General features: G+C 64.1%; 26 protein-coding genes. 7 read left to right on the plus strand and 19 right to left on the minus strand.

Annotated features, from left to right (window positions below):
- Positions 1-6: 6 nt before the first annotated feature.
- The 4 genes from ACFJI2_RS19095 (at position 7) to ACFJI2_RS19110 (ending at position 4,779) form a co-directional block, all read left to right on the plus strand.
- Positions 7-945: a type II secretion system F family protein gene (locus ACFJI2_RS19095; protein ID WP_377701435.1), complete on the plus strand. Its 939-nt coding sequence runs from the start codon at positions 7-9 to the stop codon at positions 943-945.
- A 12-nt stretch (positions 946-957) separates the two neighbouring features.
- Positions 958-2,268 (plus strand): LytR C-terminal domain-containing protein, encoded by a 1,311-nt coding sequence (locus ACFJI2_RS19100; RefSeq protein ID WP_377701436.1) that lies wholly within the window; start codon positions 958-960, stop codon positions 2,266-2,268.
- A 151-nt stretch (positions 2,269-2,419) separates the two neighbouring features.
- Positions 2,420-4,501 (plus strand): hypothetical protein, encoded by a 2,082-nt coding sequence (locus ACFJI2_RS19105; protein ID WP_377701437.1) that lies wholly within the window; start codon positions 2,420-2,422, stop codon positions 4,499-4,501.
- Positions 4,502-4,512: 11 nt separating this feature from the next.
- Positions 4,513-4,779: a hypothetical protein gene (locus tag ACFJI2_RS19110; protein ID WP_377701439.1), complete on the plus strand. Its 267-nt coding sequence runs from the start codon at positions 4,513-4,515 to the stop codon at positions 4,777-4,779.
- 16 nt (positions 4,780-4,795) lie between these two features.
- Here ACFJI2_RS19110 and ACFJI2_RS19115 read toward each other — a convergent pair whose 3' ends face one another.
- The 9 genes from ACFJI2_RS19115 to rpsF form a co-directional block, all read right to left on the minus strand.
- The gene (locus ACFJI2_RS19115) at positions 4,796-5,296 is read right to left on the minus strand and encodes a GNAT family N-acetyltransferase (protein ID WP_377701440.1); all 501 of its coding nucleotides are present in this window, start codon (positions 5,294-5,296) and stop codon (positions 4,796-4,798) included.
- On the minus strand, positions 5,293-6,288 hold the full coding sequence (locus ACFJI2_RS19120) for a bile acid:sodium symporter family protein (RefSeq protein WP_377701441.1): 996 nt from the start codon (positions 6,286-6,288) through the stop codon (positions 5,293-5,295). The genes ACFJI2_RS19115 and ACFJI2_RS19120 overlap by 4 nt, the downstream gene beginning before the upstream one ends.
- A gap of 52 nt (positions 6,289-6,340) precedes the next feature.
- On the minus strand, positions 6,341-7,354 hold the full coding sequence (locus tag ACFJI2_RS19125; protein ID WP_107877516.1) for an inorganic phosphate transporter: 1,014 nt from the start codon (positions 7,352-7,354) through the stop codon (positions 6,341-6,343).
- Positions 7,355-7,379: 25 nt separating this feature from the next.
- Complete coding sequence (locus ACFJI2_RS19130) at positions 7,380-8,006, minus strand: DUF47 domain-containing protein (RefSeq protein WP_056394474.1); 627 nt, start codon at positions 8,004-8,006, stop codon at positions 7,380-7,382.
- A gap of 90 nt (positions 8,007-8,096) precedes the next feature.
- Positions 8,097-9,482: a replicative DNA helicase gene (locus ACFJI2_RS19135; protein WP_056394469.1), complete on the minus strand. Its 1,386-nt coding sequence runs from the start codon at positions 9,480-9,482 to the stop codon at positions 8,097-8,099.
- 109 nt (positions 9,483-9,591) lie between these two features.
- The gene (gene rplI, locus ACFJI2_RS19140) at positions 9,592-10,044 is read right to left on the minus strand and encodes a 50S ribosomal protein L9 (RefSeq protein WP_057157699.1); all 453 of its coding nucleotides are present in this window, start codon (positions 10,042-10,044) and stop codon (positions 9,592-9,594) included.
- Positions 10,045-10,077: 33 nt separating this feature from the next.
- Positions 10,078-10,368 carry a 30S ribosomal protein S18 gene (gene rpsR, locus ACFJI2_RS19145; protein WP_008450941.1) on the minus strand — a complete coding sequence of 97 codons (291 nt, stop codon included), beginning with the start codon at positions 10,366-10,368 and terminating at the stop codon, positions 10,078-10,080.
- Between the two features lies 1 nt (position 10,369).
- Positions 10,370-10,672 (minus strand): primosomal replication protein N, encoded by a 303-nt coding sequence (priB, locus tag ACFJI2_RS19150; protein ID WP_107877518.1) that lies wholly within the window; start codon positions 10,670-10,672, stop codon positions 10,370-10,372.
- A 31-nt stretch (positions 10,673-10,703) separates the two neighbouring features.
- Positions 10,704-11,081 (minus strand): 30S ribosomal protein S6, encoded by a 378-nt coding sequence (gene rpsF, locus ACFJI2_RS19155; protein ID WP_056394461.1) that lies wholly within the window; start codon positions 11,079-11,081, stop codon positions 10,704-10,706.
- A gap of 164 nt (positions 11,082-11,245) precedes the next feature.
- Between rpsF and ACFJI2_RS19160 the strand changes: the two genes are divergently transcribed.
- The 3 genes from ACFJI2_RS19160 (at position 11,246) to ACFJI2_RS19170 (ending at position 13,624) form a co-directional block, all read left to right on the plus strand.
- On the plus strand, positions 11,246-12,226 hold the full coding sequence (locus ACFJI2_RS19160; RefSeq protein WP_377701442.1) for a DUF4351 domain-containing protein: 981 nt from the start codon (positions 11,246-11,248) through the stop codon (positions 12,224-12,226).
- A gap of 100 nt (positions 12,227-12,326) precedes the next feature.
- Entirely contained in the window at positions 12,327-12,983 is a 657-nt protein-coding gene (lexA, locus tag ACFJI2_RS19165) for a transcriptional repressor LexA (protein WP_107877521.1), read from the plus strand.
- A 14-nt stretch (positions 12,984-12,997) separates the two neighbouring features.
- The gene (locus tag ACFJI2_RS19170; RefSeq protein ID WP_377701444.1) at positions 12,998-13,624 is read left to right on the plus strand and encodes a glutathione S-transferase family protein; all 627 of its coding nucleotides are present in this window, start codon (positions 12,998-13,000) and stop codon (positions 13,622-13,624) included.
- Here the strand turns inward: ACFJI2_RS19170 and ACFJI2_RS19175 are convergent, their stop codons facing one another.
- From ACFJI2_RS19175 to ACFJI2_RS19220, 10 genes are all read right to left on the minus strand, one after another.
- Complete coding sequence (locus tag ACFJI2_RS19175) at positions 13,625-14,425, minus strand: sel1 repeat family protein (RefSeq protein ID WP_377701445.1); 801 nt, start codon at positions 14,423-14,425, stop codon at positions 13,625-13,627.
- 73 nt (positions 14,426-14,498) lie between these two features.
- The gene (locus ACFJI2_RS19180; protein WP_377701446.1) at positions 14,499-15,743 is read right to left on the minus strand and encodes a cystathionine gamma-synthase family protein; all 1,245 of its coding nucleotides are present in this window, start codon (positions 15,741-15,743) and stop codon (positions 14,499-14,501) included.
- A 50-nt stretch (positions 15,744-15,793) separates the two neighbouring features.
- Complete coding sequence (purF, locus tag ACFJI2_RS19185; RefSeq protein WP_107877529.1) at positions 15,794-17,317, minus strand: amidophosphoribosyltransferase; 1,524 nt, start codon at positions 17,315-17,317, stop codon at positions 15,794-15,796.
- A 39-nt stretch (positions 17,318-17,356) separates the two neighbouring features.
- Complete coding sequence (locus ACFJI2_RS19190; RefSeq protein ID WP_377701447.1) at positions 17,357-17,845, minus strand: CvpA family protein; 489 nt, start codon at positions 17,843-17,845, stop codon at positions 17,357-17,359.
- Positions 17,846-17,869: 24 nt separating this feature from the next.
- On the minus strand, positions 17,870-18,922 hold the full coding sequence (locus tag ACFJI2_RS19195) for an SPOR domain-containing protein (protein WP_377701448.1): 1,053 nt from the start codon (positions 18,920-18,922) through the stop codon (positions 17,870-17,872).
- Between the two features lie 22 nt (positions 18,923-18,944).
- A complete protein-coding gene (folC, locus tag ACFJI2_RS19200) occupies positions 18,945-20,234 on the minus strand; it encodes a bifunctional tetrahydrofolate synthase/dihydrofolate synthase (protein ID WP_107981371.1) in 1,290 nt (429 codons plus the stop codon).
- 132 nt (positions 20,235-20,366) lie between these two features.
- Positions 20,367-21,239, minus strand: coding sequence for an acetyl-CoA carboxylase, carboxyltransferase subunit beta (gene accD / locus ACFJI2_RS19205; protein WP_056394440.1), 873 nt, complete (start codon positions 21,237-21,239; stop codon positions 20,367-20,369).
- Between the two features lie 101 nt (positions 21,240-21,340).
- On the minus strand, positions 21,341-22,138 hold the full coding sequence (gene trpA / locus ACFJI2_RS19210; RefSeq protein ID WP_377701449.1) for a tryptophan synthase subunit alpha: 798 nt from the start codon (positions 22,136-22,138) through the stop codon (positions 21,341-21,343).
- Between the two features lie 45 nt (positions 22,139-22,183).
- The gene (gene trpB, locus ACFJI2_RS19215; protein ID WP_377701450.1) at positions 22,184-23,419 is read right to left on the minus strand and encodes a tryptophan synthase subunit beta; all 1,236 of its coding nucleotides are present in this window, start codon (positions 23,417-23,419) and stop codon (positions 22,184-22,186) included.
- Entirely contained in the window at positions 23,400-24,095 is a 696-nt protein-coding gene (locus tag ACFJI2_RS19220) for a phosphoribosylanthranilate isomerase (protein ID WP_107877539.1), read from the minus strand. The genes trpB and ACFJI2_RS19220 overlap by 20 nt, the downstream gene beginning before the upstream one ends.
- Positions 24,096-24,100 lie beyond the last annotated feature (5 nt).

Here is a 24,100-nt window from a genome sequence, read left to right on the forward strand (position 1 = left end):
CCCGCCATGAGTCCATTTCAATTAGCCACCCTGGCCCTGCTGTTCGTGGCCGTGTTCGGCGGCGTGCTGCTGGTGCTGAGCCGGCTGTCGCGCAACCCGGTGCAGCAGCGCCTGGCCGAAGTCGGCGACACGGTCGAGCGCAAACGGCGCGCGCCGGGTCCGTGGAGCGCCCGCGTGACGCGCTGGGCGGCCGCGCTGGGCCAGCTGTCGGCGCCGGAAAACAGCTGGGAAAATTCGGCCATCCGCACCCGCTTCATGAACGCCGGCCTGCGCCATCCGACCGCGCCCACGCTGTATTTCGCGGCCAAGACGGCGCTGGCCATCGCGCTGCCACTGGCGCTGTACCTGGGGCTGAACGTGGGCGCCGGCCGGCTGGAGGGCAACTCGCTGCTGATGTGGCTGCTCGTTGCTGCCGCCGCCGGCTACTACCTGCCCAACCAGCTGCTGCGCGGCCGCGTCAAGCAGCGCCAGCGCGAGATCTTCGAAAGCTTCCCGGACGCGCTGGACCTGATGACGGTGTGCGTGGAAGCGGGCCTGGCGATCGACGCCGCGCTGGGCCGGGTGGCGCAGGAAATCAGCCTGCGCAGCACCGTGCTGAGCGAGGAATTGAAGCTGGTGACGTTGGAACTGCGGGCCGGCAATCCGAAAGACCGCGCGCTGCGCAACCTGGCGCTGCGCACTGGCGTGGACGACGTGGACGCGCTGGTGGCCATGCTGATCCAGGCCGAGCGCTTCGGCACCAGCGTGGCCGATTCGCTGCGGGTGCAGTCCGAAACGCTGCGCACCAAGCGCCGCCAGCGCGCCGAGGAAGCGGCCGCCAAGATCGCGCTGAAGCTGCTGTTCCCGCTGATTTTCTTTATTTTCCCCTCCCTGCTGGTGGTATTGATGGGGCCGGCATTCATCCAGATCTACCGGGTGCTACTGCCCGGCATGAGCAGCCAATAAAAGGAGTCTTCCATGTCTTGCCCAGTCCGCACTCCGTCTGCCCCGCGCGCCATGCGCACTTCCTACCTCCACACCCCGCTGCTGGCCAGCTGCGGCGCCGTACTGCTGCTGGGCTGCGCATCGCCGCCGCAGCCGATGCCGATGGCGGTGCAGCCGCTGCTGCGCATGCAGCAGAGCAGCGACCAGAGCGCGGCCGCCTGGTACCGGCTCGGCAAGTACCACCAGGAGCGCGGGCAAATCGGCCTGGCGATGGGCGCCTATGCCCAGTCGCTGGCAATGGACGGGCGCCAGCTTGACGCGCGCATGGCGGTGGCCGCCATCGACGCGCGCCAGGGCCGCCTGGCCGAAGCGCGCGACGCCCTGCTGGCGCTGGTGGAAGACTATCCGGCGCAAGCGCAGCTGAGCAACAACCTGGGCTATGTCTACCACCTGATGGGCGACCAGCAAGCCGCCATCGCCATGCTGCGCCGCGCGCTGGCGCTGGACGCGGCCAGCACCCGCGCGCAGGACAACCTGCGCCTGGCCGAAGCGGCTGCCGCCGCCGGCGCCCGCAGCGCGCAGCTGGCCGCAGCCCCCGTCACGCCTGCCGCGCCTGCCCTGTCCACCGTGCCTGCCGTATCCGCCCTGCCTGCCGCGTCTGCGGTGCCTGCCGTGTCTGCCGTGCCTGCCGTGCCTGCCGCGCCTGCCGTGCCTGCCGCGTCTGCCGTGCCTGCCCTGGCCGTGAACGCCCGGTCGCCGGCCGCCGAAGCAGCCGAGGCCAGCCTGGCACCTCCCACCCGCGCCGAGCTGCGCCAGGTCCAGCAACAACTGCGCGAACTTCAGCTGCGCCATGCTGCCAGCGAAGCTGCCGCCGCCGCGAAAGCGGCAGCCGAGGCCGCCGCCAGCAACCTGGCCGCCCATCCGCTGCCTGCCCCCGCCCCGACTCCGGCACCTGCCGCCCTGCCTCCAGCTCCCCTGCCCGCGACGCGAACCACCGGCGCGCCTGTGCTGGCCCAGATCGAGATCGCCAACGGCAACGGCGCGCCCGGCCTGGCCAAGCGCTTCCGCCGCGCCCTGGCGCAGCTGGGCATCCCGGTCGGACGCCTGAGCAACGAGAAGCCCTACCGCCAGCAAGCCACCGTCATCGAATACCGTCCCGGCTACCGCCAGCAAGCGGCCGACCTGCAAGCCGCGCTGCACGGCCGGGCCACGCTGCAGGACGCCGGGCCGCGCACGCGCAGCGAACTGCGCCTGGTGCTGGGCAAGGACGCGCCAGCCCAGCTGGCCAGCGCAGAAGACGCCGCCACGCTGCTGGCCGCGCTCGGCGCCGGCAGCGGCGAGTAGCGGCAACAGCGACGGATAACAACAGCGGCTAACGGCAACAGCAACCAACACCACAACCACAATTCCAACCACATCGGGGTGGCACATGCGAGACCTAACGAGGTATATACGACCAGCACAATTCCTGCTTGCCGCCGTCCTGGCAAGCGTGTTGACCGCCTGCGGCGGCGGCGGTGGCGGCCCTGGCGGGGGCTGCGTCAACCTGGACGCCGGACGCGACCCCGCGCTGCCGTCCTGCGGCGGCACCACCAGCGCCACGCCGAGCACCGCCTCCACGCTGACCATGGCGCTGGCCGACTCGGGCGGCACCGCCATCACCTCCATTTCGCAGCAGCGCAGCGGCACCCTGGTGCTGACGCTGAAAGACGCGCGCGGCGTCGCCGTGCCCAACGTCACAATCACCGTCACCACCACCGACAAGTCGGCTGTGCTCAGCCCCGCAGCCGGCAGCGCGCTCACTGACGCCAGCGGCGTCGCCAAGATCGGCCTGAACGCCGGTTCCCAGGCAGGCGCCTTCACCGCCACCGCGACCGCCGCTCTTGGCACCGGAACCCTGACCGCGCAGCTCAGCTACGCCGTCAGCGCACCGGCCAGTTTGGTCGCGCTTACCCTGGCCGACACGGCCGGCGCTGCCACCACCTCGATCTCGCCAGAGCGCAGCGGCGTGCTGACAGCCACCGTCAAGGATAATACTGGCGTACCGCAGCCGAACGTCGCTGTCACCTTTACCAGCGGAGACAAGACCGCTGTGATGGACCCGCCCTCAGGCACCGCGCTGACCAACGCCAGCGGCGTGGCCAAGGTCGGCCTGCTGGCCGGCACCCAAGCGGGTGCTTACACGGCGCAGGCCGCCGCCAACCTGGGCAGCGTGCCGTCGTCGGCCACGCTGAATTACAGCGTCGCGTTCAAGGCGCTCTCGCTCAGCACCATGTCCACGACACCGTCCACGCTGTCGGCTGGCGGCAACGCCAGCGTCACGGTGACGGTGCTCAGTGACGGCGCACCTTACCAGCCGGTGCTGCCGGTCGCCTTCACCTCCCCGTGCGTCACTGCAGGCAAAGCCGTCATCGGCTCGCCGGTGCTGACGCAAAACGGCGTGGCCACGGCCAGCTACTCGGATCGCGGCTGCGGCGTGGCCGACGTGATTACCGCCAGCGTGACGCTAGGCGGCACCACTGTCACCAAGACCGGTACTCTGACGGTACTGCCCGCCGCTGCCGGCTCGCTAAAGTTCCTCACTGCCAACACGACCAATATCTCGCTGAAGGGAACCGGCGGCTTCGGGCGCCAGGAATTCTCCACGCTCACCTTCCAGGTGATGGACGTGACCGGCAATCCCGTGTCCGGCAAGCAGATCGACTTTCTATTCGCCGACACGATGAGAACGGATACGGTCGGCGGCCTGACCTTGAGCCCCTCATCGGCCACCTCGGCGGCGGACGGCACGGTCACCACGCTGGTCACCGCCGGCACCATCCCCACTTCGATACGCGTAGTCGCCACCGTGCGCGGCACGACGATCACCACGCTGTCCAACATCCTAGTAATTTCCACCGGCGTACCCGACCAGAAGCACATCTCCCTGTCCACCTCCACCGGCAATTGCGAAGGCAGAGACATCGACCAGCATTGCACCTTCATCACGGCCGCGCTGGGAGACCATTTCGGCAATCCAGCACCGGACGGCACCGCTGTCAATTTCACGACAAACAACGGCACCATAGGCGCGTCGTGCGTCACCGGTTCGCTGCCGCCGCCGGGCGCCACGCCCGATAACGTCGTGCCTGGCGTTTCGCCCGGCACCTCGCAAACCACCAACTCCCGCGTCGGTCCCGGGTCGGGTACTTGTACCGTCGAACTCCGCTCCGGCGCACCGCGCAATCCGAGCGGCAAACTCGTCGTGCTTGCCTATGCATTGGGAGAGGAAACGCTGTTCGATGCGAATGGCAACAATATGTATGACAACGGGGACAGCTTCACCGACCTCAGCCTCGACATATTCCGCGACGACGACGAGAACAACCTGTGGACGCCCGGCGAGCCATGCATCGGGCCGAACCTGAATGGAAAGTGCAGCTCCCCCGGCGATGGCGTGTACAACGGCGTGTTGCGCTCGCCGCGCACGCCCAGCGCGCAAGTGCAATATATATCGGCGCAACTCGGCGAGATTTTCTCCGGCAGCGAGGCAAATATCGTGTTTTCCCGGCCGCGCCAGTGTGCAACGCTAACCTGACCGCCGACATCATGGTTACTGTAAAAGATGTGATGGGCAACATCATGCCGGCCGGTACCAACGTAAGCATGGCAGCCTTGTTCGGCATTACCGGAGCCCCCGTCTCACCAAGCAGCCTGAAAATCCCGAACGTCGTGCGGCCAGTGGGTGGCAACATCATCCCTCCATCCTATCTAATCACAGTTGGCTGCCCCTCGCTTACGTCGCGGGGCAAGCTGACGGTGACTGTAATCACGCCGGGGGGCACTACCTCGATAGGCAACATCACCATCAACTGATGGAGCACGCCCCGGGTCAGAGCTGCTTTTCGAAGCAGACTGACTCGGGCTTGACGGCGTAGCGGCCGAAGTTGGAAATGACCGTGTAGCCGCGCGCCGCGTAGAACGCAACCGCCAGGGCGTTGACGCGGCGTGTTGAAAGCCGCAGCGCGACATAGCCCCGCGCTGCGGCTTCTTTTTCCAGGAACGCCAGCACGGCAGTGCCTATGCCCCCGCCTGCACCTTCACCTTCACCTGCGCCTGCGTGGCCGCGCCGCGCGTACATGCGCTTGATCTCCGCGATGCCCTCCTCCAGCGGCCGGAACGCGCCGCAGCCCACCGCCTCGCCTCGCGCGTTGCGCGCCACCGCGAAACACGCCAGCGGCCCGCGCACGTCGTCCGCATCGAACGACGATTGCCCGCTGTCGCCCGTGATGGCGGCCAGCACCGCCGACAACTCCGCCATCAGCAGCTGCGCCTCCGGCGCGCCCGGATCGCAGGCTTGCACCCGCACCGCGGCGATTGCCGGGCCGCTCATCGGGCGGCAGCCTTGTCCGCGCGCTGCGCGAAGCGCTGCGCCAGCACCGCGCACACCATCAGCTGGATCTGGTGGAACAGCATCAGCGGCAGGATCACCACGCCCAGCGACGACGTGGCGAACAGCACCTTGGCCATCGGCACGCCGCTGGCCAGGCTCTTTTTCGAGCCGCAGAACACGATGGTCACTTCGTCTTCCTTGCAAAAGCCGAAACGGCGGCTCAGCCAGCCGGTCAGGGTCAGCACCACGGCCAGCAGCACGCAGCACATCACGGTCAGCGCCAGCAGCGCCGGCACGCCCACCTTCAGCCACAGCCCTTCGCTGACCGCCTTGCTGAAGGCGGTGTACACCACCAGCAGGATGGAACCCTGGTCCACGTATTTGAGCATCGGCTTGTGGCGGTCCACCCACGCGCCTATCCAGCGCCGCATCAGCTGCCCGGCGATAAACGGCAGCAGCAGCTGCAGGATAATGGACAGCACCGCATCCATCGACGACTTGCCCGCCGGGCCGTGCACCACCAGCGCGCTTACCAGCAGCGGCGTGAGGAAGATGCCGAGGAAATTGGAGGCCGAGGCGCTGCACACGGCGGCGGCCACGTTGCCGCGCCCCACAGCGGTAAAGGCGATCGACGACTGCACCGTGGACGGCAGCATGCACAGGAACAGCATGCCGATGTACAGGTCGGGCGTGAGCATGGTCAGCGCCAGCGGCTTGAGCAGCAGGCCGAGCAGCGGGAACAGCACGAAGGTGCAGCACAGCACCAGCAGGTGCAGGCGCCAGTGCGTCATGCCGGCCACGATGGCTTCGCGTGGCAGCTTGGCGCCGTGCAGGAAGAACAGCGCGCCGATGGCGACCGTGGTGACGGCGCTGAAACCTGCGGCCACGCGGCCGGTGGAAGGAAGGATGCTGGCGATGGCTACCGTGAGCAGCAGGGCAAGCGTGAAGTTATCGGGCCGGAGGCGGCGCAGCAGTGCGGGGATGGAAGACATGGCCGTATTTTAACAGCCGAAAAAAAAGGGAGCCGAAGCTCCCTGTCGAACGTCACAGAATGTGCTTGCCGATCCACCAGGAGATCGCCGCCACGAAGGCCGACGCGGGAATGGTGAAGATCCAGGCCCACACGATGTTGCCCGCGACGCCCCAGCGCACGGCCGACATCTTCTGCGCCGAGCCGACGCCGACGATGGCGCCGGTGATGGTGTGGGTGGTGGACACCGGCACGCCCAGGGCGGTGGCGGTGAACAGCGTGATGGCGCCGCCGGTTTCGGCGCAGAAGCCGCCCACCGGTTTGAGCTTGGTGATCTTCTGGCCCATGGTCTTGACGATGCGCCAGCCGCCGAACAGCGTGCCGAAGCTGATCGCCGTGTAGCAGGACACGATCACCCACAGCGGCGGCGACACGTCGGTGGACGCCGAGTAGCCGGCCGCGATCAGCAGCATCCAGATGATGCCGATGGTCTTTTGCGCATCGTTGCCGCCGTGGCCCAGCGAGTAGGCGGCGGCCGAGGCCAGCTGCAGGCGGCGGAACCAGGTGTCGACCTTGCGCGGCGTGGTGCGCACGAAGATCCACGACACCAGCAGCATCATCAGCGAACCGAAGATGAAGCCCAGCAGCGGCGAGAGCACGATGAACAGCACGGTCTTGATCAGGCCGGCCGACACCAGCGCGCCGGTGCCGGACTTGGCCACCGCCGCGCCCACCAGGCCGCCGATCAGCGCGTGCGAGGACGAGGAAGGAATGCCGTAGTACCAGGTGACCAGGTTCCACACGATGGCGCCCATCAGCGCGCCGAAGATGACGTACTGGTCGACCACGCCAGGATCGATGGTGCCCTTGCCCACCGTGGCGGCCACGGTCAGCTGGTGGAACACGAAGATGGCGATGAAGTTGAAGCAGGCGGCCATGGCGACGGCGGTCTGCGGCTTGAGCACGCCGGTGGAGACCACGGTGGCGATGGCGTTGGCCGCATCGTGGAAGCCATTCATGAAGTCAAACACCAGCGCCAGGAAGATCAGCACTCCCAGCACGTAGATGCTCATTTGTACGCTATTCATGGATTGTTCTTTTTCTTGGTGGCGATTACGCGTTTTCGACGATGATGCCTTCGATGATGTTGGCCACATCTTCGCAACGGTCGGTCACCGTTTCCAGGATTTCGTAGATGGCCTTCATCTTGATCAGGTTGCGCACGTCCGGTTCGTCGCGGAACAGCTTGGACATGGCGGCGCGCATCACGTGGTCGGCGTCCGACTCCAGGCGGTCGATCTCTTCGCAGATGGCGACGATCTGGCGCGAGTTGTCCATGTTGTGCAGCAGGGCCACGGCATCCTTGACCTTCTCGGTGCAGGCCAGCACCAGTTCGGCCAGGCGCTTCGCTTCCGGGGTCACCGAGTGCAGGTCGTACAGCGACACGGTCTGGCCGGCGTCTTCCATCAGGTCCAGGATGTCGTCCATCTTGGTGATCAGCTTGTGGATGTCGTCGCGGTCGATCGGGGTGATGAAGGTCTTGTGCAGCAGGTCCACCGTGGCGTAGGTGATCTTGTCGGCCTGTTTCTCGATGCCTTCGATGGCGTGCACGCGGTTTTCCAGGTCGTCGAAGTTGGTCATCAGGGCCAGCATTTCCTTGGCGCCTTTGACGCACAGTTCAGCGTGCTGGTTGAACAGGTCAAAAAATTTGCCCTCGGTGGGCATCAAGCGTCCAAACATATCATTCTCCAATCATGATTCATCGTTACTGCAGGCAGCCGCCAGGCGGCGGCCTCAGAAATTATTGCGGGTACTGCGGGAAAGTAAAACTTAGTCGCCCTGGTAGGTCGTCAGCGCACCGCTGTAGTTGCCGAACTTGGTGTACATCCCCATCCAGGTCAAACGTATTGCGCCGATCGGGCCGTTACGCTGCTTGCCGATAATGATCTCGGCCGTGCCTTTTTCGGGTGAGTCGGGGTTGTAGACCTCGTCGCGGTACAGGAAGATGATGACGTCCGCATCCTGCTCGATAGCGCCGGACTCGCGCAAGTCCGACATCACGGGGCGCTTGTTGGGGCGCTGTTCCAGCGAGCGGTTCAGCTGCGACAGCGCGATGACGGGACAGTGCAGTTCCTTGGCCAGGCCCTTGAGCGAGCGCGAGATTTCGGAAATCTCGGAGGCGCGGTTGTCGCCCGGCTTGCTGCCCTGCATCAGCTGCAGGTAGTCGACGATGATCAGGCCCAGCTTGCCGCACTGGCGCGACAAACGGCGCGCGCGGGCGCGCATCTCGATCGGGTTCAGCGCCGGCGTTTCGTCGATGAACACCTGGGCGTCGTTCATTTTCTGGATGGCGTTGGTCAGGCGCGGCCAGTCCTCGTCGTTCAGCTTGCCGGTCCGCAGGCGGTGCTGGTCCAGCATGCCCACCGAACCCAGCATACGCATGGCCAGCTGGGTGCCGCCCATCTCCATCGAGAAGATGGCCACCGGCAGGCCGGCGTCGACCGCCACGTTCTCGCCGATGTTGACCGAGAACGCGGTCTTGCCCATGGACGGACGGCCGGCCACGATGACCAGGTCGCCTGGCTGCAGGCCGGAGGTCATGCGGTCCAGGTCGATGAAGCCGGTCGGCACGCCGGTGATTTCGCTCTGGTTGTCGCGCGAATACAGTTCGTCGATGCGCTCGACCACCTGGGTCAGCAGCGGCTGCACCGCGAGCCAGCCCTGCGCGCCGCGCGCGCCCTGTTCGGCGATGGCGAAAATCTTCGACTCGGCCTCGTCCAGCATCTGCTTGACCTCCTTGCCCTGCGGGCTGAAGGCCTGGCCGGAAATCTCGTCGGCCACGGTGATGAGCTGGCGCAGGATGCCGCGGTCGCGCACGATCTCGGCGTAGCGGCGGATGTTGGCGGCCGATGGCGTGTTTTGCGCCATGGCGTTCAGATAGGCCATGCCGCCCACCTCGTCCGCCTTGCCCAGCATGGACAGCGCTTCGAACACGGTCAGCACGTCGGCCGGCTTGGAGCCGTTGATCAGGCGGACGATCTGTTCGAAGATGATGCGGTGATCATAGCGGTAGAAGTCGTCGGGATTCATGAAATCCGCGATACGGTCGAACGCGGCATTGTCGCGCAGCAGGCCGCCGATGACGGACTGTTCTGCTTCGATGGAATGCGGCGGAATGCGTAGCGAATCTACCTGTGGATCGGAGGGGGTGTTCATGGCGCGAATTATACCTGCTTCGGTGCAAGGGCAAAAAATAAAAAAGCCGGGCAAGCCCGGCTTTTTTATATGTACAACAGTCTAGCTGTAGATTTCTCTACAACAAAACTTAGGCAGCTTCGCCAACGACGGCAACGGTCACGTCGACCACGACGTCGGTGTGCAGCGATACCGAAACGGCGTGCTCGCCGGTGACTTTCAGCGGGCCGTTAGGCATGCGCACGGCAGCCTTTTCAACAGCGAAACCAGCTTTGGTCAGCGCTTCGGCGATGTCGAAGTTGGTCACGGAGCCGAACAGACGGCCGTCCACGCCAGCTTTTTGCGAAACGGTCACGGTCATGCCGTTCAGTTTCTCGCCTTGGGCTTGAGCAGCAGCCAGCTTAACGGCAGCAGCTTTTTCCAGTTCAGCGCGCTTGGCTTCGAATTCAGCCACAGCGGCGGTGGTGGCGCGGCGGGCCAGCTTTTGCGGGATCAGGAAGTTACGTGCGTAGCCGTCCTTGACCTTAACCACGTCGCCCAGGTTGCCGACGTTAACAACTTTTTCCAACAGAATGATTTGCATAGTTCTCTCCAGTTTCTAATCTGACGGCGCTAATTAAGCGTGGTGCAGATCGGTGTACGGCAGCAGGGCCAGGTAGCGAGCGCGCTTGATCGCGGTGTCAACTTGACGCTGGTAGTGCGCCTTGGTACCGGTCAGGCGTGCTGGCATGATCTTGCCGTTTTCCTGGACGAAATCTTTCAGCGTGTCTACGTCTTTGTAGTCCACTTGCTCAACGTTTGCAGCGGTGAAGCGGCAGAACTTCTTACGTTTGAACAGTGGGTTCTGTTGCTTGCGCTTTTCTTTCAGCTTGAGCTTGTTTTTGTCGAACTTTTTACCGAATGCCATTTTAGGCTCCTGTATCTAATAAACTAAAATCAATGATGTGAAACACCAGGCTTCTGCTATTGCGGTTTTTCCTGGCCAGGAATCCTGTGAACTGATAGACACCGCCCAGTGGCGCCGCTTCGAACCGTTTTGCCAGGTCGCCTGCCGCGAGGGCCGGGACTTCGAATTCGGTGAGGCGGGCAATGCCTGCCTCCATCTGCTGCGAACTGTGCTGCAAGACTGCAGTGACAATCGGCATGCCGGCCGGGGTGTACCTGATGGTGTCCCGTTCGGTGATGAGGGCGGTTACCTGTAGCTGGTTCAGTTCAGATCCTGGTCAATACTCAACAGGGCGATTAGGCCGCTGCAGCTGCTTGGGCTTCGGCGCGATGGCTCTTGGCCGCGTCTTCACGTTGTACCGACTTCATCATCGGCGAAGGAGCGGTTTCCGCTTTCTTCATTTTCACGGTCAGGTGACGCAGCACGGCATCATTGAATTTGAATGCGGTTTCCAGCTCGACCAGGGTCTCGTTGTCGCACTCGATGTTCATGCAGATGTAGTGTGCTTTAGCCAGTTTCTGGATCGAGTAAGCCATTTGACGGCGGCCCCAATCTTCCACGCGATGTACGTTACCGCCGCGCGAGGTCACGCTGGCTTTGTAACGTTCGATCATCGCGGGCACTTGCTCGCTTTGGTCCGGATGGACGATAAATACGATTTCATAGTGACGCATGAAAACTCCCTTAAGGACTGTGAATATAGCCCACCCCGGCGTCAAGACGGGTGTGGGAAGAGGTAAGCCCGCGACTATAGCGCCTTTCCGCTGAAAAATCAAGCAACAGCCCGCCTTGATCCGCCGCAAAGCCGCCCGCCCCGGCCGCGGGCATGCTACAGTCCATGGACCAGCCCGCCGACGACTACGACACGCCATGGAAAGACGCCGTGATGCGCTATTTCCGCGAATTCATGGCGTTTTACTTTCCGCAGGCCCACGACACCATCGACTGGCGCCAGCCGCCCAGCTTCCTTGACCAGGAATTGGCGCAGGTAGTGCGCGACGCCCGCCTCGGCCGGCGCCGGCTGGACAAGCTGGTGCGTGTGACCGGCAGGGATGGCGAAGCCAGGACTCTGTACATCCACATCGAGATCCAGCGCAGCCGGGAACGAGATTTTGCCGAGCGTATTTTCACCTACCACTACCGGCTCTACGACCGATTCCACAGCCCTGTCAGCACGCTGGTCATCCTGGCTGATCCGAATCCGGGCTGGCGGCCCGATTGCTACCGCTACGATACCCACGGATGCGAGACCAGCATCATCTTCCCCGTCGTCAAGCTGCTGGACTTCTGGCCGCATCTGGACCGGTTATTGACCAGTCACAATGTTTTTGCCCTGCTGACGGCCGCCCATTTGATGACGCTGCGCACGCGCGGACAGGACCAACAGCGCTTCGAATTCAAGGCCATGCTGACCGCCCTGCTGTACGAGCGGGACTGGAACGCGCAGCGCGTGCTCGATTTATTCAATGTACTAGACTGGATGATGAAGATCCCCGGCCACCTGCAAGACCGGCTGGCCGAACGGATCGATGAACTGAACAGGAGTAAGGAAATGCCATTTGAAAACCTCATGATGAAGATGGCCAGGGAAAAGGCCCGCAAAGAGGGGCTGCAGGAAGGCCGGGAGGAAGGCCGGGAGCAAGGCCGGGAGGAAGGCCGGCGCGCGGTCGTGCACAAATTGCTGCAGCTGCGATTCGGGCCGCTTCCGCAGCACGCGGAACAATTCCTCGCCCAGGCACAGCCGGCGGAATTAACGGCCCTGGAAGACAAAATTCTGCTGGCAGCCAGCCTGGGCGAGCTGATTCAACCGAAACACTGAAAATATTTCGCTCACTTCAACAAAATCCCTTGCATTAGCGCTCACACTGTACAAAAATACAGTCTGTCTATATCCACAGCTCTCAGAGCGAAAAAGCACCATGATCAAGCTCACCGCACGCCAGGAACAAATCCTTAATCTGATCAAGGATGCCATCGACAATACCGGCTTCCCGCCCACCCGCGCCGAGATCGCCAACGAGCTGGGCTTCAAGTCGGCCAATGCCGCCGAGGAGCACCTGCAAGCGCTGGCGCGCAAGGGCGCCATCGAAATCGCGGCCGGCACCTCGCGCGGCATTCGCCTGCTGGGCGCGCACGCCGAATCGGCGGCCACCAAGGTCGCGCAAGCGGCCGCTGCCGCCGCGTCCAATATGATGTCGCTGCCGCTGATCGGCCGCGTCGCCGCCGGTTCCCCCATCCTGGCCCAGGAAAACCTGGAAACCAGCTACAGCGTGGACCCTGCCCTGTTCTCGGCCAAACCCGACTTCCTGCTGAAGGTGCGCGGCGAATCGATGCGCGACGTCGGCATCATGGACGGCGACCTGCTGGCCGTGAAAAAAGTCGACAGCGCAAAGAACGGCCAGATCGTCGTGGCCCGCATCGGCAGCGAAGTAACGGTCAAGCGCTACAAGAAGACCGGCTCGACCATCGAGTTGTTTCCTGAAAATCCGGATTTCAAAGTAATCACCGTCGATCCGGAAGCGGAAGAGTTCGCGCTGGAAGGCCTGGCGGTTGGACTGCTGCGCAGCTGGCACTGAGCGCGGAGAACGGCATGGGCGTATTCAAACTCTACGGAAACTGCGAGTCTGGCCACAGCTACAAGGTGAAACTGGCCATGGAAGTGGCCCAGGTGCCGCATGCGTATGAAGAGATTGATCTGCGCCTGGAGCGCGCCGAGCGCCCCGAACCGTTCCGCAGCCTGGCCAAATACGGCGAAGTGCCGCTGCTGGTGCATGACGGCCAGCCCTATGTGCAATCGAACGCCATCCTGCTGCACCTGGCGGAACACCTGCAGGCGTTCGGCGGAGAGAGCCGTCAGCGCCTGGAGCGCGTGCGCGAATGGCTGTTCTGGGAAGCGAACCGCATCGGATTTTCGATGGCGCACCTGCGCTACGGCCAGAAGTTCGATCCGGCAGCCTATGCCGGCACCGTGCTGCCCTGGTTCCGCAACCGTTTCAACGCCGATATCGAACGCCTGGACGACGAACTGTCCGACGGCCGCGCCTTCCTGCTCGACGATCACGTCAGCATGGCCGACTTTTCCATCTGCGGCTATATGTACTGGCCCGAGCAGGCCAACGTCAGCTACCCGCCGCGCGTGCAGGCCTGGCTGGACCGCATCGCAGCCCTGCCAGGCTGGCGCCATCCCTACAAGATGGAAAGCGCACAACCCTGGTAATTACTTGCCCGGCAGCGAAGTTGTCGTGGAACGCGTGCGGCCCATGTCCGACTCGTACATATTGCGCATGCGGTCCCGTTCCATCTGGTCGAACTTGGCACGCTGCTCCTTCTGGCGCGCCGATTCCTGCTTGACGAACTCACTGGTTTTGTCGGTCCACGCCGCGTTGGCGGCAACGATGCCGTCCGCCTTGCCTTTGGCGGCGGCAATCACCGTGCCGTAAGCCTGGTCCATGCGCGCACTGGCCTCGCTCCATTCAGTTTCATTCATCAGCTTGGCCACATCGGCAGGAATAGCCTTGCCCGGCGGCTGCATGGCGCTCATGTTCTGCACAAAGCCGTTGTAGCACTCCATCCAGCTGGCAATGCTGCCGGAAACCGCCTTGATGTCGGCATTGGTGGTCGAGACGGCGGGGATGACGGGGTCCACGCAATGGAATTTGTCCAGCGCCAAGTCGGCGCCGTCGTACTTGTTGACGTAATACTCGATGTCCGCCTTGCGCAGCACGCGCTCTTTCATGACGCCCAGCGCCGCCGCCGCGCCCTGGTGGCCGGCGCCGGCCGCTTTGGCGAACCATGTCCCCGCCGTGGCGTCGCTGGCGGGAACGCCCTCGCCATACCAATACATTTCACCCAGATGGAACTGAGCCTCGCTGTTGCCGGTGGCGGCCAGCTCCGTGTACAGCTTCAGCGCCTGGGCATACAACTTGGCTTCCAGCAGCTTGTTGGCGTCCGCCAGCGGGTCCGCCAACGCAGCGGCCGCCAGCGCGGCGAACATGACGCCCAATACGTATCTCTTCATCCGTCCGCTCCAAGAAGTTTGGAAAAAGACATCATATACGCACCACCAACAAACACAACCAAAAAGAAACTAATTAGCAGGCTTCCAGCGCGCAGCCGAAGTCTTCCAGCAGATCCGCCGTGTCTTCAATGCCGACCGACACGCGTATCAGCGACTCCGCAATCCCCATCGAGGCGCGGCGCTCCGCGCCCATCTCGTAGAAGATGGTGTGCGCCACCGGGATGATCAGCGTGCGCGTATCCCCCAGGTTCGACGCCGGAATCGCCAGCTTCAGGCGGTTCAGGAAATCGAAGCAGTCGATGCCGTCCTTCAGCTCGAAACTCAGCAGCGAGCCGTGCGCGCGGAACAGTTCCGCCGAGATGGCGTGCTGCGGGTGCGACTCCAGGCCCGGGTAGTACACTGCCGCCACCCGCTCGTCCGATTCCAGCAGCTCTGCCAGCGCCTTGGCGTTGGCGCAGGTGCGCTCCATGCGCAGCGCCAGCGTCTCGGCGCCCACCGCGATGTGGTGCGCCGCCTCCGGCCCCAGCGACGCGCCGAAGTCGCGCAAGCCCTTGGCGCGGATCTGCGTGATCCCCCATTGCGCCGGCGCCGCCTTCTTGTAGTTCTCGAAGATGTTGGGGAACTGAGTCCAGTCGTAGGCGCCGGTGTCGGTCAGGCTGCCGCCCAGGGCGTTGCCGTGGCCGCAGATCGACTTGGTCAGCGCGTTGACGACAAGGCCGGCATTGACCGCCTTGGGCTGGAACAGGTAAGGCGTGGTCATCGTGTTGTCCACGATGTAGAGGATGCCGCGCTCCTTGCACAGCTCGCCGATCCGCTTCAGGTCCGCCACCTGCGTGCGCGGGTTGGCGATGGTTTCAACGAACACGATGCGGGTATTCGGCCGGATGGCCGCCGCCACGTTGGCCACCTCGGTGGCGTCGACGAAATCGACCGCCACGCCCTGCCCGGCCACGGTCTGCCACAGCGAGTTGGTGTTCCCGAACAGGAAGGACGACGACACCACGTGGTCGCCCGCGCGCAGCAGCGCCTGGAACACGGCGCCGATGGCGCCCATGCCGGTGGCGAAGCACAGCGTCGCCACGCCCTGCTCCATCTTGTTCACCTTGTCTTCCAGCGCGGAGACGGTCGGATTGCCTTGGCGGCCGTAGCGGAAGCCCGGCTCCTTGCCCTGGAATACCGATGCCAGCTGGCGCGCGTCGCCGTAGCCGAAGGCCACCGAGGTGTGCACCGGCTTGTGCAGCGAGCCGTGCTCGATGCCCTTCTGGCGGTCGTTGTGCAGGATGGTGGTGGTGAAACCGTAATTTTTCTTTTCTGTCATGATCTCGGGTCAAAAAAAAGCCCGGCGCCGTCAGGCACCGGGCTGCGACATCAGCCTTCGGCGGTCGCTGCGTTCAAATTCAACTGAGTCCGGCCGGTATCCTCCGCCGCTGCCGGCTTCGGGTTGTGGCGGTTGTATTCCAGCTTGTCCAGGTAGTCCGGCGACACGTCGCCGGTGACGTAGATGCCGTCGAAGCAGGAGGCCTCGAACTTGGTCAGCTTGGGATTGACGTCGGTGATGGACTGCTTCAGCGCGTCGATGTCCTGGTACACCAGGTAGTCGGCCGTGATTTCCTTGCACACTTCCTCGGTGGTGCGGCCGTAGGCAATCAGCTCGTCGCGCGTCGGCATGTCGATGCCGTACACGTTCGGGTAGATCACCGGCGGCGCGGCGGACGCGAAGATCACTTTCTTGGCGCCGGAATCGCGCGCCATCTGCACGATCTCGCGCGAGGTGGTGCCGCGCACGATGGAATCGTCCACCAGCAGCACGTTCTTGCCCTTGAACTCGTGTGGAATCGCGTTCAGCTTCTGGCGCACGGATTTCTTGCGCGCCGCCTGGCCCGGCATGATGAAGGTGCGGCCGATATAGCGGTTCTTGATGAAGCCTTCGCGGTATTCCACGCCCAGGCGCAGCGCCAGCTGGATGGCCGCAGGACGCGAGGAGTCCGGAATCGGCATCACCACGTCGATTTCGCCGTCCGGGATTTCGCGCTTGATCTTGTCGGCCAGGTACTCGCCCATTTTCAGGCGGGTGGCGTACACGGATGCGCCGTCGATCACGGAATCCGGACGGGCCAGGTAGACGAATTCGAACACGCAAGGATTGAGCTGCGGATTGTCGGCGCACTGGCGCGCGTGCAGTTTCTTGTCGGCGTCGATGAAGATCGCTTCGCCCGGCTCCACGTCGCGCACGAAGCGGAAGCCCATGCCTTCCAGCGCCACCGATTCGGAGGCGATCAGGTACTCCGTGCCTTCCGGCGTTTCATTGATGCCCAGGCACAGCGGACGGATGCCGTTCGGGTCGCGGAAGGCCAGCAAGCCGACGCCGGCAATCTGCGCCACGGCGGCGTAGCCGCCCTTGACGCGGCGGTGCAGCACGGTGACGGCCTTGAAGATGGCGTCCGGGTCCAGGTTCAGGCCGGTGGTGGCGGTCTGGATTTCATGCGCCAGCACGTTCAGCAGCACTTCCGAGTCGGAGTCCGTGTTGATGTGGCGGCGGTCGTTCTTGAACATTTCCTGCTTCAGCTGTTCCCAGTTGGTCAGGTTGCCGTTGTGCGCCAGCGTGATGCCGAACGGCGCGTTGACGTAGAACGGCTGCGCTTCCTCTTCGCTGGACGAGCCGGCGGTCGGGTAGCGGCAGTGGCCGATGCCCGAGTTGCCCTGCAGCGAACGCATATTGCGCGTGCGGAAGACGTCACGCACCAGGCCGTTGGCCTTGTGCATGGAAAACATGCTGCTGTGATTGGTCGCGATGCCTGCCGCGTCCTGACCGCGATGCTGCAACAGCAGCAAGGCGTCATACAGCATTTGGTTGACGGGTTGATGGGATACGACGCCGACGATGCCACACATGGTAGTGCTCCTGGACTGGTACTGCGGATTTAAAGAATTCTAAAATTGCACATGCTGCGCGAAGGCAGCGGGCAGGAAAGGTTTCACGGTGCGCGCTCCGGTCTCCGCAAGCGGACTCAATAGCGCATTCTTCCAGAAATCCTGCTGCGGTATCGTGGTCATCCCGCACAATATGACGGCGGCCAGCACAATTACAAGGCCGCGCCCCAGGCCGAACAGGCCGCCCAGGCCCCGGTCCGCCAGGCTCAGGCCACCCGCTTTGATCAGCGCATCGACTGCCACGCCCAGCAGTCCCATCAGGATGCGCACGCCGATAAACAAGACGATGAACGCCAGGATCAGCCGCACCACCTCGCCCGGCACCATGGCCGGCAGCAGCTTCGCCAGCTCGGCGCCGTAGGCGTTGGCCACCACGAAGGCGACAATCCAGCTGGCCAGTGAAATCATTTCCTTGACCAGGCCGCGCATGGTGCTGATGACAACGGAGGCGATCAGCACGAATATCACCAGGTAATCGAATAGCGTCACGTCAGCACAGGCCTGCGGTCAGGGTCAGGAAGTAGCCAGGCTGCTGCTCAGGCCGATCTTGCTCAGCTTGGCGCGCACTTTTTCAGCTTCTTCCTTGTTCGGGAACGGGCCGACGCGGATGCGGGTCAAGGCGCCGCTGGCCGTCGTCACCTTCTGCGTAAAGGACTTGATGCCCGCTTCCTTCAGCTTGCCTTGCAGCTCGTCCACCTTTTCCTGGGTGGCCACCGCGGCCACCTGCACCAGGTACTTGGTATCCGACGGCTTGTCTTCCAGGATGGCCATGGCGCGCGCGGCGTCTTCGGTCTTGGGCTTGGCCTCGGTGTGCTTGGCCTCGGCCAGCTTTTTGGCTTCCTGCTCGGCTTTGGCCTTGGCGTCGGCCTTGGCCTTCGCTTCCGCCTTGGCGTCCGCCTCGGCCTTGGCGTGCTTGATTTCCTCGGCGCGCGCCTTGGCTTTGGCCTCGGCTTCCAGCTTGGCGTCGGCGGCGCGGCTGCTTTCCTTCAGGCTTTCCTTGACGCTGTCCTTCGGCTTGGCCGGGTCGGCGTGCAGTTTCAGCTCGGCCACTTGCGGCGCGGCCACCGGGGCGGCGGCCGGCAGTGCCGCCGGGGTGGCGGCATGCGCCGCGGGTGCGGCCGGTGTGGCCGGCTTGGCAACGGGCACATCCTTGACAATTTCCTCGCTCTTGTCGAGCGCATCGGCCGCGTCCACCCGCGACGGCTGTGCGGCAACCGGCGCAGCGGCGGCCGGCTTGTCTTTGGAAGGGATCTGGATGGCGATATCGGACGCCAGCGGCTTGGGCTCGGAGTCCAGCAGCATCGGCAGGCCGACGGCCACGGTCAGCGCCAGGAAAATGGCGCCCACCAGGCGCCGGCGCGCGCGTTTCTTTTCCGGCAAGACGGGATCGGCCGCCGTATCCTGGGCGCGGGTGCGGCGCGCGCCGTCGCCATTGCGGTCGGCGGCGCTGGCACGCTTGGATTTGGCCCGCTCCAGCGCGGCGGTGTCGGCTGCGCTGGTGTAATAGCCGCTGTCCTGGCCAGCGGCTTCCTGCTTGTTTTTACTGAGTTTCGAGAACAAGCCCATGCGTGATTTTCAGTCGGTGGTGTCAGTGAAGTGCGGATTTTCGCGCTGCCATGACGCCGGCAACGGTCAGGAAAGATCCGAAGACCACAATTCTATCATTCTCGCTGGCACGGCTCATCGCATTTGCAAAAGCTTGTGCCGGATCGTCGAATATATTCACGGTGCGTTCCGGCTTGTCTTCCTGGATCAGCTGCACCTTGGCGGCCAGTTCCGATGCGCTGGCCGAGCGCGGCGACGGCAGCGTGGCCAGGCACCAGTGGTCCACGTGCTCGGACATGGCCTTGATGACGCCGTCGATATCCTTGTCGTGCATGGAGCCGAATACCGCGAAGGTGTACGGGTGGTAGCCCATATTGCCCAGGTTCTGGTTCAGCGCGGACGCCGCGTGCGGATTGTGCGCCACGTCCAGGATCACGGTCGGGCGGCCCGGCAGCACTTGGAAGCGGCCCGGCAGTTCCACCGTCACCAGGCCGGTGCGCACTTCCTGCGCGCCCACCGGCAGTTCGATCTTCAGCGCTTCCAGCGCGGCCAGCACGGCCGACGCGTTCAGCAGCTGGTTGGCGCCACGCAGGCTGGGGTAAGCCAGCGAATTGCGGCGCTGCGAACGGCCGCCGTAGTTCCACTGCTGCTTGTCGCCGGAGTAGTTGAAATCGCGGCCCATCAGCCACAGGTCGGCGCCGATGCCCTCGGCGTAGTCGATCAGCGACTTGGGCGGCACCGGATCGCTGCAGATGGCCGGCTTGCCGGAGCGGAAAATGCCGGCCTTCTCGTAGCCGATCTGCTCGCGGTTGTCGCCCAGGTAATCGGTATGGTCGATATCCACGCTGGTGACGATGGACACGTCGGCGTCGATCACGTTGACCGCATCGAGGCGGCCGCCCAGGCCCACTTCCAGGATCACGACCTGCAGCCCCGCGTTGGCCAGCAAGTGCATGATGGCCAGCGTGGTGAACTCGAAATACGTCAGCATGGTCTCGCCGCGCGCCGCTTCCACCACGTTGAAGCTGGCCACCAGCGCTTCGTCGCTGGCCAGGTCGCCATTGACGCGCGCGCGCTCGTTAAAGTCCAGGAAGTGCGGCTTGATGTACAAGCCCGTCTTGTAGCCGGCGCGCAGCAGGATCGATTCCAGCATGGCGCAGGTCGAGCCCTTGCCATTGGTGCCGGCCACCATGATGACCGGGCAGCTGAAGGCCAGCGCCATGCGTTCCTTGACCGCGCGCACGCGGTCCAGGCCCATGTTGATTTCAGTGACGGCGTGGCGCGATTCGATCAGCGCAAGCCATTCGGGCAAAGTAGTCGGGAGAGTAGACATCAGGCAGGACTTCCAGGCGAAAAACAGCGGGGTCAGATCCGGCATTCTGCCACGAACTCGGCTGTAGCATGCGGCTACGGCACAGCTCGTGTCTTGATGCCGGAACTGACCCCGGGGGTGTTACATGAGCGCTTAGGCCAGGACTTCGACGGCCTGGCTTTGCAGCAGCGCCAGCAGGCGGGCGATTTCTTCGCGCATCTTGCGGCGGTCGACGATCATGTCGACGGCGCCTTTCTGCACCAGGAACTCGGCGCGCTGGAAGCCTTCGGGCAGCTTCTCGCGCACGGTGTTCTCGATCACGCGCGGGCCGGCAAAGCCGATCAGCGCTTTCGGTTCGGCAATCACCACGTCGCCCATGAAGGCGAACGAGGCGGACACGCCGCCCATGGTCGGATCGGTCAGCACCGAGATGAATGGCAGCTTCTTCTCGGACAGCTTGGTCAGCATGGAGGTGGTCTTGGCCATCTGCATCAGCGACAGCAGGCCTTCCTGCATGCGCGCGCCGCCGGTGGCGGTGATGCAGATGAACGGCACTTTCTGTTCCAGGGCCACCTGGGCGCCGCGCGCAAAGCGCTCGCCGACCACGGAACCCATGGAGCCGCCCATGAACTCGAATTCGAAGCAGGCCACGACTACCGGCAGGCTCATGATGGCGCCGCCCATGACGATCAGCGCATCGGTCTCGCCGGTCGCTTCCATGGCCTGTTTCAGGCGGTCCGGGTATTTCTTGCTGTCCTTGAACTTCAGCGTGTCGACCGGCAGGGTTTCCTGGCCGATTTCATAGCGGCCGCCGGCGTCCAGCAGGCCGTCCAGCCGCTCGCGCGCGCGGATGCGCATATGGTGGTCGCACTTGGGGCAGACGTGCAGGTTCGATTCCAGGTCGGTACGGTACAAAACGGCTTCGCACGACGGGCATTTGACCCACAGGCCTTCTGGCATGGTCTTGCGTGCGGCAGCTTCGGAACGCTGGATGCGCGGTGGCAGCAATTTTTCCAACCAGCTCATAAATTTCTCCTAATGCACAATTCAGTGGCGGCAGTGTAGCCGTTTTAGCCGCCACTGTCGAACTTTACACTCGGACAACTTTACGCACGACCGTGAGATTTTCAGGCGTCCAGCGCGCTGCGGATGCCCGACACAAAGGCCTGCACGGCCGTCGCCGCGCCGCCTTTCGGCGCGTTTTCAATCTCCTGGATGATGCGGCTGCCGATCACCACGGCGTCCGCCACCTCGGCCACCGCGCGGGCGGTGGCGCCGTCGCGGATGCCGAAGCCCACGCCGATCGGCAGCTGCACGTGCTTGCGGATGCCTTTCAGGCGCTCGGCCACTTCCACGGTGTCGATATTGCCGGCGCCGGTCACGCCTTTTAGCGACACGTAGTAGCTGAAGCCGCCGCCCACCTTGGCCACCTGGGCGATGCGCTCCTCGGTCGAGGTGGGCGCCAGCAGGAAGATCAGGTCCAGGCCGGCCGTCCGCATCTGCGCGGAGAACTCCTCGCACTCCTCGGGCGGGTAGTCGACCACGATGGCGCCGTCGGCGCCCGCTTCCAGCGCGGAGGCGATGAACGCTTGCTGGCCGATGCGTTCGATCGGGTTGGCGTAACCCATCAGCACCACCGGCGTGGCCTGGTTGGTCTTGCGGAATTCGCGCACGTAGTTGAAGCAGTCGCGGATGCCGACGCCGAACGCCAGCGCGCGTTCGCAGGCGCGCTGGATCACCGGGCCTTCGGCCATGGGGTCGGAGAACGGCACGCCGAGTTCCAGGATGTCGGCGCCGCCCGCCACCAGCGCGTGCATCAGCGGAACGGTCTGCTCGGGGCCGGGGTCGCCTGCGGTGATGAAGGTGACCAGGGCGGTTTTTTTCTGTTCTTTCAGGGCGGCGAAAGTTGGGGCAATACGGGACATAATTATTTCCTTATAAGTAGTGGGCGTGCGTGGGGCGATCCGGCATCAGCCGAACTTGAGCCCCATGCGCTCCGCTACCGTATGCATGTCCTTGTCACCACGGCCCGACAGGTTGGCCAGCACGATCTTGTCCTTCGGCAGCGTGGCCGCCAGCTTGGCCGCGTAGGCCAGCGCGTGCGACGACTCCAGCGCAGGAATGATGCCCTCGATGTGGCAGCAGTCGTGGAAGGCTTGCAGCGCTTCCTCGTCCGTGATGGACACGTACTGCGCGCGCCCGCTGTCCTTCAGGTAAGCGTGCTCCGGCCCCACGCCCGGATAGTCCAGGCCGGCCGATACCGAATGCGTCTCGATGATCTGGCCGTTGTCGTCCTGCAGCAGGTAGGTGCGGTTGCCGTGCAAGACGCCCGGGTAGCCCTTGGTCAGCGAGGCTGCGTGCTTGCCGCTGTCCAGGCCCTCGCCCGCCGCTTCCACCCCCACCAGCTGCACGCTTTTCTGGTCGATATAGGGATAGAAAATGCCCATGGCGTTGGAGCCGCCGCCGATGCAGGCCACCACGTAGTCCGGCTGGCGGCCGGTCATTTCCGGCATCTGCACCAGGCATTCCTCGCCGATCACCGACTGGAAGTCGCGCACCAGCATCGGGTACGGGTGCGGGCCGGCCACGGTGCCGATGATGTAGAAGGTGTTTTCAATATTGGTCACCCAGTCGCGCATGGCCTCGTTGAGCGCGTCCTTCAGCGTCTTGGAGCCGGACTCCACCGGCACCACGGTGGCGCCCAGCAGCTTCATGCGGTACACATTCTGCGCCTGGCGCTTGACGTCCTCGCTGCCCATGTAGACCACGCATTCGAGGCCGAAACGGGCGCAGATGGTGGCCGTGGCCACGCCGTGCTGGCCGGCGCCGGTCTCGGCGATGATGCGCTTCTTGCCCATGCGGCGCGCCAGCAGGGCCTGGCCGATCACGTTGTTGATCTTGTGCGCGCCGGTGTGGTTCAGGTCTTCGCGCTTGAAATAGATCTGCGCGCCGCCGGCCTGCTCGGACCAGCGCTTGGCGTGGTAGATCGGCGAGGGGCGGCCGACGAAGTGCTTCAGTTCGTAGCGGAATTCGTCCAGGAAGATCGGATCTTTGCTGTAGTGCTCGTAGGCGGCGTTCAGCTCGGCCAGCGCAAAGGTCAGGGTTTCGGCGGCGAAGGCGCCGCCGTAGGGGCCGAAATGGCCCCTGGCGTCCGGCAGGTGGTATTCGGAGGCGTGGAACAGCGAATTAGGGACTTGGTCTTTCATGGTGCGGATCTCTCTCAATGGTGGCATCGGCCGCACGCACCGCGCGCACGAAGGCGGCGATCTTGTGGGCGTCTTTTATGCCCTTGGACGCTTCGACACCACTGCTGATGTCAACCGCGTAGGGGCGTAGCTGAGCCACCGCGCCAGTCGCGTTGAGTACGCTCAAGCCACCACTCAAAACGGCCCGATGCGCGAGATCTTTTGGAACGAGTGACCAATCGAAAACCTTTCCAGCGCCGCCGTAGGCATCCACCCAGGTATCGAGCAACAGGCCCGAAAACAGCCTGCTGGATGCACGGCATTGTGTTTCATATTCTAGCAAATCGTCCGGCGTAGTGTCGGGTTTGACGCGAAATACCCGCAAATAAGGGCGGTTGGCCAGTTCGGCGGCCGCCGCGCACTGCTCGGCCGTCTCGTCGCCGTGGAATTGCAGCAGCCCCACCGGGGCGATGCGCACCGTCTCGGCCACCTGCTCCGGCGTCGCGTTGACGAACAGGCCAGTAGCCGTGACGAAGGGCGGCAGGCCCGCGATCAGCTCGGCGGCGCGCTGCGGCGTGACGTAGCGCGGGCTTTTGTCGTAGAACACGAAGCCGGCGGCGTCCGCCCCGGCAGCCACCACGGCGGCCAGGTCTTCTTCGCGGGTCAGGCCGCAGATCTTGATGCGGGTGCGGTGCATGGCTT

The sequence above is a fragment of the Pseudoduganella sp. UC29_71 genome, from assembly GCF_042693265.1.
GTDB lineage: Bacteria > Pseudomonadota > Gammaproteobacteria > Burkholderiales > Burkholderiaceae_D > Rugamonas.

What these genes read in the sequence shown, in the direction of transcription:
- ACFJI2_RS19175 (WP_377701445.1), bottom strand. Translation starts at nt 14,425, where the DNA reads ATGAAGAGATACGTATTGGGCGTCATGTTCGCCGCGCTGGCGGCCGCT.
- lexA (WP_107877521.1), top strand. Translation starts at nt 12,327, where the DNA reads ATGATCAAGCTCACCGCACGCCAGGAACAAATCCTTAATCTGATCAAG.
- rpsF (WP_056394461.1), bottom strand. Translation starts at nt 11,081, where the DNA reads ATGCGTCACTATGAAATCGTATTTATCGTCCATCCGGACCAAAGCGAG.
- ACFJI2_RS19120 (WP_377701441.1), bottom strand. Translation starts at nt 6,288, where the DNA reads ATGTCTTCCATCCCCGCACTGCTGCGCCGCCTCCGGCCCGATAACTTC.
- ACFJI2_RS19135 (WP_056394469.1), bottom strand. Translation starts at nt 9,482, where the DNA reads ATGAACACCCCCTCCGATCCACAGGTAGATTCGCTACGCATTCCGCCG.
- accD (WP_056394440.1), bottom strand. Translation starts at nt 21,239, where the DNA reads ATGAGCTGGTTGGAAAAATTGCTGCCACCGCGCATCCAGCGTTCCGAA.
- folC (WP_107981371.1), bottom strand. Translation starts at nt 20,234, where the DNA reads ATGTCTACTCTCCCGACTACTTTGCCCGAATGGCTTGCGCTGATCGAA.
- ACFJI2_RS19130 (WP_056394474.1), bottom strand. Translation starts at nt 8,006, where the DNA reads ATGTTTGGACGCTTGATGCCCACCGAGGGCAAATTTTTTGACCTGTTC.
- ACFJI2_RS19180 (WP_377701446.1), bottom strand. Translation starts at nt 15,743, where the DNA reads ATGACAGAAAAGAAAAATTACGGTTTCACCACCACCATCCTGCACAAC.
- ACFJI2_RS19220 (WP_107877539.1), bottom strand. Translation starts at nt 24,095, where the DNA reads ATGCACCGCACCCGCATCAAGATCTGCGGCCTGACCCGCGAAGAAGAC.
- ACFJI2_RS19195 (WP_377701448.1), bottom strand. Translation starts at nt 18,922, where the DNA reads ATGGGCTTGTTCTCGAAACTCAGTAAAAACAAGCAGGAAGCCGCTGGC.
- ACFJI2_RS19125 (WP_107877516.1), bottom strand. Translation starts at nt 7,354, where the DNA reads ATGAATAGCGTACAAATGAGCATCTACGTGCTGGGAGTGCTGATCTTC.
- ACFJI2_RS19110 (WP_377701439.1), top strand. Translation starts at nt 4,513, where the DNA reads ATGGTTACTGTAAAAGATGTGATGGGCAACATCATGCCGGCCGGTACC.
- ACFJI2_RS19115 (WP_377701440.1), bottom strand. Translation starts at nt 5,296, where the DNA reads ATGAGCGGCCCGGCAATCGCCGCGGTGCGGGTGCAAGCCTGCGATCCG.
- ACFJI2_RS19160 (WP_377701442.1), top strand. Translation starts at nt 11,246, where the DNA reads ATGGACCAGCCCGCCGACGACTACGACACGCCATGGAAAGACGCCGTG.
- trpA (WP_377701449.1), bottom strand. Translation starts at nt 22,138, where the DNA reads ATGTCCCGTATTGCCCCAACTTTCGCCGCCCTGAAAGAACAGAAAAAA.
- ACFJI2_RS19095 (WP_377701435.1), top strand. Translation starts at nt 7, where the DNA reads ATGAGTCCATTTCAATTAGCCACCCTGGCCCTGCTGTTCGTGGCCGTG.
- rpsR (WP_008450941.1), bottom strand. Translation starts at nt 10,368, where the DNA reads ATGGCATTCGGTAAAAAGTTCGACAAAAACAAGCTCAAGCTGAAAGAA.
- ACFJI2_RS19100 (WP_377701436.1), top strand. Translation starts at nt 958, where the DNA reads ATGTCTTGCCCAGTCCGCACTCCGTCTGCCCCGCGCGCCATGCGCACT.
- rplI (WP_057157699.1), bottom strand. Translation starts at nt 10,044, where the DNA reads ATGCAAATCATTCTGTTGGAAAAAGTTGTTAACGTCGGCAACCTGGGC.
- ACFJI2_RS19170 (WP_377701444.1), top strand. Translation starts at nt 12,998, where the DNA reads ATGGGCGTATTCAAACTCTACGGAAACTGCGAGTCTGGCCACAGCTAC.
- purF (WP_107877529.1), bottom strand. Translation starts at nt 17,317, where the DNA reads ATGTGTGGCATCGTCGGCGTCGTATCCCATCAACCCGTCAACCAAATG.
- trpB (WP_377701450.1), bottom strand. Translation starts at nt 23,419, where the DNA reads ATGAAAGACCAAGTCCCTAATTCGCTGTTCCACGCCTCCGAATACCAC.